The organism is Hymenobacter lucidus (assembly GCF_020447265.1).
Classification (GTDB): Bacteria; Bacteroidota; Bacteroidia; order Cytophagales; family Hymenobacteraceae; genus Hymenobacter; species Hymenobacter lucidus.
The window spans coordinates 91,416-104,052 of the sequence record NZ_JAJADR010000003.1 but is presented as its reverse complement, the minus strand read 5'-3'; the positions used below and the strand labels follow the sequence as shown (position 1 = coordinate 104,052).

Sequence of the window (12,637 nt, the reverse complement as noted above, 5' to 3'; positions counted from 1 at the left end):
GTAGCACCAGGCAGGGCCGGGTTGTATCTTCGCCGCCTCATTTCTGTGCCCATTTATGACTGTCACGCTGCTGTTGCTTTGCCTGTTTGCTTTTCTGGCCGGTTTCGTCGATTCCGTAGTGGGCGGCGGTGGGCTGATTCAGCTGCCGGCTATGCTGCTGCTGCTCAAGGGTGTGCCGGTGCCCACCATTCTCGGCACCGGCAAAGTATCGTCGCTGGCCGGCACTTCGGCCGCCTTCCGCCGCTACGCCGGCCAGGTCCCGATTCGGTGGCGGGCGGTGGGCGCGGCGGCCGTGGCGGCGGGCATGTTCTCGTTTGCCGGGGCCCGCATCGTGAGCTTGCTGCCCGCCGAGCTGCTGCGGCCCCTGGTGCTGGGGCTGCTGGTGGTTATTGCTATCTACACCTTCTGGCGCAAGGATTTCGGTGCCATTCACGCCCCGCGCCTGCCCGCCAGCAAGGAACCCTACTACGGCATCCTGATTGGGGTGGTGCTGGGTTTCTACGACGGCTTTTTCGGGCCGGGCACGGGCAGCTTCCTGCTTTTTGCCTTCGTGGGGTTGTTTGGTTACGACTTCATCACGGCGTCGGCCTCGGCCAAGCTGGTTAACATTGCCACCAACGTGGCCAGCGTAGCCTTTTTCGCCTTCACCCACCAGATTATCTACCAGATAGCCCTGCCCATGGCGGCCTGCAACATGCTGGGCTCGGCCCTCGGGGCCAAAGTAGCCCTGCAGCGCGGCACCGGCTTCGTGCGGGGGCTGTTTCTGGTAGTCGTGTGCGGCATTATTATGAAGCTGGGCTACGACACGTTTCTGGCGTAGGATAAGGAGATGTTTGTGTTGTTTACTCTGTCATCCTGAGTGCAGCGAAGCGGAACGAAGGACCTTCCTCACCTAAGTAATAAACGTTCTTAAACGCGAAAAGCCCTTTTCTAGCGGATAGAAAAGGGCTTTTTACATTGGTGCAAACCTCAATGGGTAGGCGAGGAAAGTCCTTCGCAAAAGCTCAGGATAAGAGGGTAGACAATTGCCAACCCACTTCCCCCAATGCTTACTCCCCGCGGCTGGGCAGGCCGGGTACGCCGCTGTTCTGGCTGCCGGTGGTGGTGGGCACGCCCATCTTTTCCTCGCGCTTGCGCTGGTACTTGGCAAACTGGTCGGGGGCCAGCACGTCCTTCAGCTGGGCCAGGCGCGACTGGCCGATGTCGGTAATGACTTCGTTGAGCTTACGCACATCGGCGCGGTACTGCAGGCGGGCCGTTTCCACGTTGCGCACGCTCAGCAGGTTTATCTGGCGTACTTTCTCGGTTTGGGCGGGCGTCAGGTTCAGGGCCTGGCGCATGTTGTCGGTGAGGGCCGTGGCTTTGGCATCTACTTTCTCGGCCGAGGGCGTGGGGGCGGGCTTGGGCGTGGCGGGCTTACCGGCGGCCGGCGCGGTGGTTTTTGCCTTGGTCTTCACCGTAGTACCCGCCACGTCGGTCTTGGTTTTGGTCTTCGTCGGGCCCGTTTGGGCGTAGGTGGCGGCCGGCAAAAGCAGCAGGGACGCCAGCAGGTAGTTCTTCATAGTCAGCAGGAAAATTCGGGGGCAGAAGGGCCGGTTGGGCCGTGGAGAGCATAACCTTGCCCGTGTAAAGATGGTGCCAAAAACGACACGACAGGGCCAATAACGTTGTAAACGAATATTTTCTTGTCCGGCTTGGGGCGGCAGCGCAACCTTTACCCCAGGCTTTGCTTACAAGAGGCTATGAAGCGAGAAACCCGAAACAACTGGCTGGCTGCTGCCGGCGCGAGCGTGCTGTTTGCCGCCGCCACCCTGTTTGTCAACCGCCGCGGCTCCTACGACCTCCACGGGCGCGTGGTGCTCATCACTGGCGGCTCCCGGGGCCTGGGCCTGATCCTGGCCCGGCAGGCTGTGGCCGAAGGAGCCCGCGTTGCCATCTGCGCCCGCGACGCCGACGAACTGGAGCGGGCCCGCCAGGATTTGCTGCTGACCGGTGCCGCCGAAGCCGATGTGCTCACGCTCACCCACGATATTACCAGCGAGCAGGAAGTGCGCACCATGGTAACCGAAGTCGAAACCCGCCTGGGGCCCGTGGATGTGCTCATCAACAACGCCGGCATCATCCTCGGCGGCCCGCTCGAAAATATGGACGTGCGCGACTACGAAGAGTCGATGGCCCTGCACTTCTGGGCGCCGCTGCACGCTATGTACGCGGTGCTGCCCAGCATGCGCCGCCGCCGCGCGGGCCGCATTGTCAATATCTCATCGTTGGGCGGCAAAGTGGCCCTGCCGCACCTGATGCCCTACAGTGCCAGCAAGTTTGCCCTAGTGGGCCTCTCGGAAGGCTTCCGGGCCGAGTTGCGCCAGTACGACATCAGCGTAACCACCGTGTGCCCCGGCCTGATGCGCACGGGCAGCCCCGGCCACGCCCTGGTAAAGGGCCAGCAGCAGAAAGAATACGCCTGGTTCAGCATTGCCGACTCTCTGCCAGGCCTCACGATGAGTGCCGACCAGGCCGCCCGCCAGATCTGGAATGCCTGCCGCCGCGGCGACGGGGAAGTTATCCTGTCGTTGCCGGCCAAGCTGCTGGCCGCTTTCCACGGTCTGCTGCCCGGCACCACCACCGATATTCTGAGCTGGCTCAACCGCGCCCTGCCCGCTACCGGCGAAAGTCCGGTAGCCAACATGCGGCTGAGCGGTTACGAAAGTGAATTCAGCATCACCCAGTCGCCCCTCACGACGCTCACCCGCAAAGCCGCCCGGGAAAACAACGAGTAGCAAGGCTCTGATTCGCCGCATAAGCCCGGCCCCGCCGCTCAGCCTAACTGAGTAGCGGGGCCGGGGTGTTTTTGACTCCCGGCATAGCCAGCGGTGGCCGCCTACGGCAACCTTGCTGCGGGCGGTATGTTAGCGGATTTACAAGAGGATAAGCTGTACACCTATTTTCTGAAAATAGGTGTACAGTAGTTAGTGGTATGGCCATACCGTCTATACTATACCGGCTTTGCTTGTTTCTGCGGTCCTGTTCACGTATTCTTCACCGTTGACGTATCACGTTCATCTTGCTCTTCGGCCCGCTGGTGAGGTACTGACCTGCTTGATGGGCTGCTGGGTGCCGGGCTTATCCGATTAACCTAAGTTCCATTTGAACCTCCGGGCTGGCAGCTACTATCAGCGTTATTGATATCCGACGGAAAGGCGTATTCTTGAATGAGACATTACTCCCCGTTAAAATGAATAGATACTTTAAGTTTGACGCCGCTAAATATGATTTCTGGCCGCTCTATGAGACGGTAAAGAAATACTACCCCATTGGCATCGTCGATGAGGAATTGCGGCAGGATACTTTATTCAACGTATACCCCGGGACTCAGCAAATCGCGCAAGTCATTCATGATAATATAAGCGTCGCTAAGAATTATAAAGCCCGGTGGAAGCCCTTGCAGGCCGCGCTAAAACAGCAGTTGCAAAAACCAGTTCTGGATGAAAATTTCCTTTCGGAGCCGAGCTATAAGGGGATAGTCATACTTAAAAAAGAAACCCGAAAGCACTGCACCGTGCTGCAGGAACTGCATTTCGCCATTAGCCTGCTCGGGCCCTACTTCTGCATTTACGGCGTAGACAGCTCGTATTTGATGCTGGCAAGGGAGCAGAGACCTAACCACAATACACCGGGTAAGGAATACGGCTACTATCCGGCGGTGCATGCCGTTACGGTTTCCCCAAGTTTCGAATATGAGGAAGCCTTTCTGCTTGTGCAGGCAAAAATTGCCGAGTGGTTTCCGGGCTACAAGTTTGTGCCCTATCACATAAATATGATGCGCCTCAAAGGCTTATTGGCCTTTGGAGCCGATGTGCACGACGCGCAGGCCGATACGATTCACAGCGCCTTGTTTAACTCCAATTCCCAGTTGAAGGCGGACACCGCAACCAGAGGCGACACCCGTTATAGCTACGAGCAGTGGCGCAAGCCAGAGCCCCTAAGCGCCGCCGACGAATCCAACCGCAACCTGTTAGCGCAGCATATGCTGGAAAGCCGGCGAAACGCGGATTCGTCGCCACCTACTATTCACAGGGTCTGGAAGTATAAAAGTGCCCGTATTCAGCCGCCGATTGGGTTGGCCAACATTTCCTCGTTTCCTATTCTGAATCTGACCGATGCAAAGGTGGCACTCTACACCGTGGAAGACAGCGTGCGGGTACGCCGGGCGCCGTACGAGCTGGCAAATAATGAGCTACTGATTCACGCTGAAGAGGATAATAAGCCATTTACCATTCGGCATACAATAGCGGCCTGCTCGGCTACCGAATTGCGCCTGACGCGCCGCCTTGAGTTTGATTATGTTGGCATACCCCAGTTGCAGGAGCGTAACCTGGAGGTAGTATTCGAGCGGTATACATAGAAAGAAAGTCTTGGTCTTGGCTTTTTCTGAGCCGGTATAACACACTTTTTTGTGCCTGAACGCCCTCGTCCTGCCTACGACTACGCGAAGTCCAGCACAACCCATTGCCGTTTCAACGCTGCTACCCATTACAACACAAAACGGCCTCACCAGTGCGGTGAGGCCGTTTTGTTGGAACGTGAACGGTGGGTAAAGCGGGATTAGTGCGAAAACACCGAGGTGGTGGTCGTCACGGGGTTGGTGCCGGTCGAGTGGTTCAGCCGCAGGGTCGAAGTGGTCAGCTCGGCAATGGAATAGCGCTGTACGGAGTTGTCCTGGCGGATGGTAAGCGAGTCGCCTTTGGCGCTGAGCTGCCACGCACCGGTGAGCAGCTGTGGGGCCTGGGCCGAAGCCTTCAGGGCACCTTCGCTCACAGTATAGGAGCCACCGGATTTGAATTCTGAGGTATTATCGCGCAGCCAGGGCTTCATGCGGGCCAGCAGGCTCACCGTGGGGGCATCAGGGGAGCCGGCCGTAACGGTGCGCGACGTGAGGTCAGTGAGGTGCCAGGAGCTGGCCGAGAGAAGCTCGGTAGCCGACTGGGATTTCACGGCTGCGACTTCCTGAACGGGCTCATTCACTTCTTCCAACTCTTTCTCACAGGCTGCCAACGATAGGGTGGCAGCGGCCAGGCTCAGGAAAAGGGGCAGTTTCTTCATGAAAACGACAATTTGGTGATTGAAACAACACGCAAAAACGCGTAGTAGCCGTGAGGCATAGGCAATGATTTTCTTCGTCCAACAACACTCTTACTCTCCGCCGCACATCGCCTTGTAGATGGTGGCCTAACTCAAAGGTAAAACACTTGGTTCAGACTTTCGCGGAAAAAGACAATTATTTAAACATTATATAAGCAAAGTTAAACTCCGCAATTCAAACATAAGATTTTGTGCTTCAGAGTATTTGTATAAGCGAAAACCCCGCTAATAGTATTGTGAGCGGGGTTTTCAAAGGAGTGAATAGTATTATTTTATATTGTCCGGCGCTGGTTGGCACCTCGGGCAGATGTAGGTAGCTCGTCCGCCAACGTAGCTTTTTTCTATCTCCACTTTCGGGTGGCGTGGGCAGAAGCGGTGCTGCTCGGTGCCGGGCGTGGCCGAGTCATCCCACTCGCGGGCATGAATCAGGAAGGAAGCCGGAAAGTGCCGGTACGTGGCCTCGTGGCCGATGGCGGTACTCAGCACCAATTGAATAGCGGCCTGTAGCGCCTTGAACTCCTTCGTGGTAAGTGTGTTAGCCCGTCGCTCGGGGTGGATCTTGGCCTGAAACAACACTTCGTCCACTATCCAGTTACCGAGGCCGGCCGTGATGCCCTGGTCGAGCAGCAGCGGCTTCACGAACATCTTCTTAGGGCTCATCACCCGCTGCAGGTGCGCCGCCGTTACGTCCAGCGCATCGGGTCCCAGCTTTTTGGCCTGCTGATACTGAGCAACGCTGTCGGCGTGCCGGATGCGGCCAAACTTACGCGGGTCGATGAAGGCAATGCGCAGGCCGTCGGCCAGGTGCAGGGCCACGCGGGTGAAGCGGGGCGCGTCATGGTCGTCGCGGTAGGCGCCCACGTCGCCAGTCATGCCGAAATGCAGGGCCAGGGCCGTCCCGTCACTCAGCTCCAGAAAGCAGTTTTTGCCGATGCGCCGGGTGGCTGTGACGCTGCGGCCCACCAGACGCTGGCGCAGTATGTCCTCATCGAGGCCCAGCACGTGGGCGTCGCGCACTTCGAGAGCAGTAATAGGTTGGTGGAGAATGATTTCGTCGAGAAACCGACGGTAGGTTTCAACTTCGGGTAGTTCGGGCACAAAAGCAGAATTGGAGGCGGAAAAATACAGCAAAGCCACTTGCCGCAAGAGCAATGCTAGTGGGCTTTTCTTAACAGCCAACCGCCCCGCGGAGTTGCACTACCGCTCAGCTATTCCCCGCAATAATGCCTGGCTACAGCGTCAGCTTTCCTTCAACGACGACCACGCCCTGTCCGCCAATGGTCACCGACTCAATATCCTCGCGCGGCCCGGCTACCGTAACCTGCACCGTGCCCGCCCGACCCAGCCAGTGCCCTTGTTCGGCCACGAAGTCGGGGGTTTGTAAATAGCCATGGTGCCACAGATAAGCCGCCATGCCGCCCGTGGCCGAGCCCGTTACGGGGTCTTCGGCCACATCGGGCGGGGTGCCGAAGTGGCGGGCAAACGTGTGGCCCGCCGGCGTAGCGCCACCCAGGCAAAACAGGTGCGGACTGAAAAAGTCGCTGCCGGCTCGGTAACGGGCAAAGGCGGCCGGGTCGGGCAGATGGGCCCGGCGCAGGACATCCTGGTCGCGCAAAAGCAGCATCAGTTGTGGCGTACCCGTGCTGACGGTTTGCACCGGCGAACCAGGCACCAAATCAGCGGGCGTGAGGCCGAAAAGGGGCAATACCACGGCCGGGTCGTGCAGGAGGCTGAATACGGGCTTGCGTTGCGTCATAAGTACCTGCTCCGGCGTGCCGGCCACTGCTGCAGGCACTACCGCAATGGCAATGGGGCCGTGCAGCAGCTCCAGGTGCAGCTCGGTGCGCGGTGCTTGCGCCGCCAGTCGGCCCGTGTGCAGCAGGGCCGTAATGGTGGCAATGGTAGGGTGGCCGGCCAGCGGAATTTCCTCGGCGGGCGTGAAGTAGCGCACCCCGAAATCGGCTACGGCCGAGCGGCGTACGAAGGCCGTTTCCGACTGGTTGAACTCCCGGGCCAGCCGCTGCATCTCCTCCGCTGACAGGTCGTCGGCATCGAGCACCACGGCGCAGGGGTTGCCGCCCAGCGCAGTATCCGTAAAGGCATCGACAAGCAGAAAAGGGTAGGAGCGCATAGACGGAGAATGAAGCGTTGAGGGGCAAAGCTACTACGTGGCCAGGCAAAAGGCCGCGTACTCAATTACTACCGCACGTCATGTCGAACGAAGTGAGACATCTTGCGTGCAATGGTAGATGATTACTCCGGCAACGTCAGCACGCGAGATGTCTCACTTCGTTCGACATGACGTTCTATTTCATTGGCTAAACAGCTTCAATATCACAAAAAAAGGCCTGCACCGCAACGGTACAGGCCTTTTGAAGAAACGCGAAATGCTTATTTACGAAGGGTCCGACAGCAGGCCGACCTGCTGGCCCCGGTTGTTAAACACGCCGCCACTGGAGCTTATGTAGAGGCGGCGGTCCTGGGCATCGACCAGGATGTAGGGGAAGCTGGCACTGTTGGAGCGGGTGACGCGGCCCACGATTTCGCCGTTGCGGGAGTCGTCGGCCATGCGCACCACGTTCAGGCGGCTGGTAAGGTAATAGCGCTGCTCGGGGTTGTCGCGGAAGACAATCTGGCCCACCACATTCATGGGGGCTGCCGTGCTCATCACGGGCCGCACCGGCGTGGGGCTGCTGGCCACGGCCACGGGAGCAGAGGAAGGCGCGGCCGTGCGGGAACTGGCTACAATTTGGGTGTTGGCCTGCTGCCAGCCCTTGCCGATAGCAGCCAGCCGGGTAGAGCGGCCGGGGTGCGTGGGCGAGGCTTCCTCATCCGAAACGACGGCCATGGCGGCCTGGGCTTCGGCCAGACTAGCGCCCATTTTGCGCAGCACGAAGCCCGAAAACTCGTCGGCTTCCAGCTCATCGGCGGGCTGGCTGCCGCCGGCGCGCAGGGTATGGCCGTTGAGGTGGTGGCCCATTTCGTGGGCCAGAATGCTGGTGCCGGCCCAGTCGGTGCGGCCGGCCCGGTTCACGGAGGCCACAAACTGCGGGTTGTAGAGCAGAAACCGTTTGCCGTTGTAGACCACGGCGGCGGCGTTTTGCACCTGCGAAGTGGCCTGCAGCTCGAAGCGGGGCTTGAGTCCTACTACTTCGGTGATGTCGCGCAGTACGTCGCGGGTGTTGTTCTGGGCGGAGGCGGCAGTGGAAATCAACGACCACCCGGCAAGCATCAAACCTGCGAAGCGGCGGAAAGTGCGGTAGTTGGTCATGAAAAAGTCCTTTTAGCTGATACGACTGGTAATTCAAGAACCCTGCCGAAAATAAGGCTCGTGGGATGAGGTAAGCGGCTGTTTTGACAACGAAAACCGGGTGTTTTTCGTGCTTGGCTCCACCAAAAAATATGCAAAAGCCAAACACTGCCAGACCAAAGAGCCGCAACCGGCCCGCAAGGTTGCGTGCGTAGCTGAGGTTGTTTAAGCTGCCCTTTTTCGTCTGTCATCCTGAGTGCAGCGAAGCGAAACGAAGGACCTTCCTCACCTGATTGATAAACCTTCTTCAACGCGAAAAGCCCTTTACCACCTGCGCAGTAAAGGGCTTTGTCACATTGGCAGAAACTGCCGTGGGGTAGGCGAGGAAGGGCCTTTGCAAGGGCTCAGGATGACAGGCCAAACAATGTCAGCAATAACCCACCCAGCCCTGCGCTATACCTTTTCCAGCTGCTTTACGGCCGCAGCCGGCGCGGGCCTTTCCCCGATTTGCTGCCGCCACATGGCGTAGTAGAGGCCTTTCTGGGCCAGCAACTCCTCGTGGCGGCCCTGCTCGGCAATGTGGCCACGCTCCAGCACGAAGATCTTATCGGCGTGCAGAATGGTACTCAGGCGGTGGGCAATAAGGATGGTGATGTGCTGGCGTGAGCCCGAAAGCTCCCGCACCGTGGTGCTGATTTCCTCTTCCGTGAGCGAATCGAGCGAAGAGGTAGCCTCGTCGAAGACCAACAGGGTGGGGTGGCGCAGCAGGGCGCGGGCAATGCTGAGGCGCTGCTTTTCGCCACCCGACACCTTCACGCCGCCCTCACCGATAACGGTATCGAGGCCGAGTGGGGCGCGGGCCAGCAGGCCGTCGGCGGCGGCTTGGTGCAGGGCGCGCAGGCACTCTTCGTCGGTGGCATTAGGGGCCACGAAGAGGAGGTTTTCGCGAATGGTACCGGCAAATAACTGAGTGTCCTGCGTCACAAAGCCGATTTGCTCGCGCAGCTGGTCGAGGTCGAGGCTGGAACCGGGAATGCCGTTGTAGCGAATCTGGCCGGCCAGAGGTGGGTAGAGGCCTACCAGCAGCTTGACGAGCGTGGTTTTGCCCGAGCCCGAGGGCCCCACGAAGGCAATGGTTTCGCCCAGCTTGGTTTCAAACGAAATACCGTCGAGGGCCGAGTTGGAGGCCGACAGGTGCTTGAAGCGCACGTCGTCGAAAGTGAGGGTCTGAATCTGGTCGATAACCTGTGGGTGGGCGGGCTTCACCTCTTTGGGTGTATCTAGGATGAGCTGGAAATTGGCCAGGGAAGCCTCAGTTTCGCGGTATACGTTGATGATGCTGCCCATTTCCTGGAGCGGCCCGAAGATGGCGAAGGAGTAGATGAAGAACGAGAAGAACTCACCGACGGTAATAATCTGCTGCACTACCAAGTAGAGCAGCATAAGCAGAATCACGTTGCGCATCAGATTCACGAAGGTGCCCTGCACGAAAGACAAGGACCGCAGGTAGCGCACCTTTTTCAGCTCCAGCTTCAGGATTTTCTCGGTGGTGGCGCTCAGGCGCTGGGTTTCCTGCTGAGCCAGCCCCAGGCTTTTAATCAGCTCGATGTTGCGCAGACTCTCGGTGGTAGAACCGGCCAGGGCCGTGGTTTCGGCCACGATAGTTTTCTGAATAACCTTGATGCGGCGGCTCAGAAACAAGCTCAACGAGCCCAGAATAGGGATGGTGAGAAAGTAGACAGCCGCAATGGGCCAGTACACGCTGATGGCGTACCAGACCACGAAAATGATGCCCACCAGGGAAATAAACAGCACGTTGACGAAGCTCTGGATGAGCCGCTCCACGTCGGTGCGCACCTTTTGGAGCTTGCCCAGGGTTTCGCCGGAGCGCTGGTCTTCAAATACCTGGTAGGGCAGCTCCAAGGAGTGGCGCAGGCCGTCGGAATACAGCTCGGCCCCGAGGCGCTGGGTAATGACGTTGGTGTAGTAGTCCTGGAAATTTTTGGCGATGCGCGACACCATGGCCACGCCCATGGCTTGCAGAATGAGCAGGCCCGCACCGCTCTGGAGGAAGGCCCAGAACCCGTTGTGGAACGCCGTGTCGCCCGCCTTTACCACGTGTCGGTCGATGATCTGGCGGAAGATGTAGGGGTCGAGCAGGGAGAAAATCTGGTTGATGGCGGCCAGCAGCAAAGCCAGGGCCAGCAGCCCCCAGTAGTGGCGCAGGTAGCTGTAGAGAAGTTTCATGTGTGGCGAGAGAGGATATTCAGATGCAAAGCCGGAAGCAACCCGGAAGGTTTTGGGAAGATAGCCAAGTAGGGAAAACGTTTGTCATTGCGAGCAAAGCGCGACAATCCGTCCTCTAAAATGTACGGAGCGGCTTAAAGTGAAAAGCCCTTTCTCGTCAAAGAACGGGGCGTCCTTCGCAGAGGACGGATTGACGCCGCTTGATGCGCGGAATGTTGTGCCTCCTCGCAAGGACACGTTGGGTATTAGCACGTCAGCACATTTCCCACATTAACTCGTGGCTTCGCCGGCGGTGCCGGCTACCAGGCGGGTGCTGCCGGGCACCATCATCTGCTCGGGCGGGACGGGCTGGGCGTGCTGGGCCAGCAGGTGGGCCACCTGGGGCGGCTCAGGGCCCTGGTGCAGCTGCTGGGCCACGCTTTTGAGGTCGGCTTCCTCATAACTTACGCCCCGCTCGTGCTGCTGCTCGTGCTCTTCCCAGGTTTCTACCATGAAATATTCCACCAGGCGCATCGGGTCGGCCAGGTCGGCGTAAGTGCCCACCCGGATAGCGCCCTCGCGGCGGCGGATGCGGGCCAGCTTTTCCATCAAGAACACGAACGTGTGGCGGTCTTCGGGCTTGATGCGGTAGGTGGTGGTGATGATAACCGGGCCCTCGGCCGGCACCGGCTCCTGGGCCAGCACCGGCTCCAGGCGGGGCCGGGCGGGCGTAAAGTCCAGGGCCTCGCCGCTGCGCAGGGCAAACCGGAATACCAGCAAGGTGCTCAGCAGCAGCCAGGTGGCCGCCCCGGCCAGAGCCCAGGAAATCGTGAGCCGCTCGGCCACCGCGCCCCACACGATGCTGCCCAGCGCCATGCCGCCCTGAATAGTAAGCAGGTACAAACTGATGGTGCGGGCCTGCACCCAGCGCGGCACCACCGTCTGCACGCCCACGCTAAACGAGTTGAGCACCAGCATCCAGGCCAGCCCCACCAGCGTGAGCAGCCCGTACAGCAGCCAGTGACTATCGGCAAAGGCCAGCCCGGTGAGGCCCGCCGCGAAGGCCACGGTGGCCACCGTCACGCGCCAGTTGATGCTCAGGTAGCGGTTCAGGCGGGGCAGAATAACGGCCCCCAGTACCGCGCCCAGCCCCATGCAGGACAACAGCATTGAATAAAACGACGTGGGCGCGTGCAGACGGTGAGCCACTACGGCGGGCATTAGGGCAAACAGGGCGCTGGCCCCGAAGGTGAAGCAAACGCCGCGCATGAGAATGTTTTGCACCGGCGGCGCATATCGGGCGTAGCGGATACCGCCCCGGATGGCGGCCAATACCCGCTCCCCGGCCAGGGCCGAGACAACCTGGGGCTCCCGCTTCCAGCTCCAGACCATATAGATAGTGGCCAGAAACGAGAGGCCGTTGATAAGGAACGCCGCCCCAGCCGAGAAATAGCCGATAACCAAGCCACCCAGGGCCGGCCCGAAGGCGCGGGCCAGGTTGAAGCTCACACTGTTGAGGGCAATGGCCTGGGGCAATTCCTGGCGCGGCACCAGCTCGGGCGTCACGGTTTGCCACACGGGATTGTTCAGGGCGCCGCCCAGGCCCAGCATGAAGGTAAGTAGCAACAGCAGCCACGGCGTGGTGAAGCCCAGCAGCGTAACGGTGGCCAGCAGCAAAGCCGTAGCCGCCATCCAGGCCTGGGTGAGCAGTAGCATTCGGCGCCGGTCTACCAGGTCGGCCAGGGCCCCGGCGGGCAGGCTGAGCAGAAACACGGGCAGCGCCGAGGCCGTTTGCAGCAATGATACTAGAATGGGCGAAGGCGTCAGCTCGGTCATCAGGCCCACGGCGCCCACGTTTTGCATCCAGGTGCCAATGTTCGACACGAAAGAGGCAATCCAGAGCATCCGGAAAAACGGAATCCGGAGCGGGGCGAAAGGGGAGGTGCTGGCCGGAGCCGGAGCGGTGGTAACGGAAGCGGGCATACGCAGAAGAAATAGCCGGCACAACAATCCGGCAGATTT

The 12,637-nt window shown here is 59.7% G+C and carries 10 protein-coding genes; 3 read left to right on the top strand and 7 right to left on the bottom strand.

Annotation, left to right across the window (positions count from 1 at the left end; genetic code table 11):
- The first annotated feature begins 55 nt into the window (after positions 1-55).
- Complete coding sequence (locus LGH74_RS11970; protein ID WP_226175973.1) at positions 56-820, top strand: sulfite exporter TauE/SafE family protein; 765 nt, start codon at positions 56-58, stop codon at positions 818-820.
- Positions 821-1,049: 229 nt separating this feature from the next.
- On the opposite strand, the gene LGH74_RS11965 is transcribed toward LGH74_RS11970, so the two are convergent.
- Positions 1,050-1,562 (bottom strand): DUF4890 domain-containing protein, encoded by a 513-nt coding sequence (locus LGH74_RS11965; protein ID WP_226175971.1) that lies wholly within the window; start codon positions 1,560-1,562, stop codon positions 1,050-1,052.
- Between the two features lie 180 nt (positions 1,563-1,742).
- On the opposite strand from LGH74_RS11965, the gene LGH74_RS11960 reads away from it, so the two are divergent.
- Together LGH74_RS11960 and LGH74_RS11955 are read left to right on the top strand one after the other, a co-directional pair.
- Positions 1,743-2,777, top strand: coding sequence for an SDR family NAD(P)-dependent oxidoreductase (locus tag LGH74_RS11960; RefSeq protein ID WP_226175970.1), 1,035 nt, complete (start codon positions 1,743-1,745; stop codon positions 2,775-2,777).
- 455 nt (positions 2,778-3,232) lie between these two features.
- Positions 3,233-4,402 carry a hypothetical protein gene (locus tag LGH74_RS11955; protein ID WP_226175969.1) on the top strand — a complete coding sequence of 390 codons (1,170 nt, stop codon included), beginning with the start codon at positions 3,233-3,235 and terminating at the stop codon, positions 4,400-4,402.
- Between the two features lie 200 nt (positions 4,403-4,602).
- Here the strand turns inward: LGH74_RS11955 and LGH74_RS11950 are convergent, their stop codons facing one another.
- The 6 genes from LGH74_RS11950 to LGH74_RS11925 all read right to left on the bottom strand — a co-directional run bounded on the left by LGH74_RS11950 (position 4,603) and on the right by LGH74_RS11925 (position 12,598).
- The gene (locus LGH74_RS11950) at positions 4,603-5,100 is read right to left on the bottom strand and encodes a hypothetical protein (protein WP_226175967.1); all 498 of its coding nucleotides are present in this window, start codon (positions 5,098-5,100) and stop codon (positions 4,603-4,605) included.
- A 306-nt stretch (positions 5,101-5,406) separates the two neighbouring features.
- Positions 5,407-6,237, bottom strand: coding sequence for a DNA-formamidopyrimidine glycosylase (mutM, locus tag LGH74_RS11945; RefSeq protein WP_226175965.1), 831 nt, complete (start codon positions 6,235-6,237; stop codon positions 5,407-5,409).
- A 133-nt stretch (positions 6,238-6,370) separates the two neighbouring features.
- Positions 6,371-7,270 carry a PhzF family phenazine biosynthesis protein gene (locus tag LGH74_RS11940; RefSeq protein WP_226175963.1) on the bottom strand — a complete coding sequence of 300 codons (900 nt, stop codon included), beginning with the start codon at positions 7,268-7,270 and terminating at the stop codon, positions 6,371-6,373.
- 264 nt (positions 7,271-7,534) lie between these two features.
- Positions 7,535-8,410, bottom strand: coding sequence for a M48 family metalloprotease (locus LGH74_RS11935; RefSeq protein WP_226175962.1), 876 nt, complete (start codon positions 8,408-8,410; stop codon positions 7,535-7,537).
- A gap of 432 nt (positions 8,411-8,842) precedes the next feature.
- Positions 8,843-10,636, bottom strand: coding sequence for an ABC transporter ATP-binding protein (locus LGH74_RS11930; RefSeq protein ID WP_226175961.1), 1,794 nt, complete (start codon positions 10,634-10,636; stop codon positions 8,843-8,845).
- 270 nt (positions 10,637-10,906) lie between these two features.
- Entirely contained in the window at positions 10,907-12,598 is a 1,692-nt protein-coding gene (locus tag LGH74_RS11925) for an MFS transporter (RefSeq protein ID WP_226175960.1), read from the bottom strand.
- Positions 12,599-12,637 lie beyond the last annotated feature (39 nt).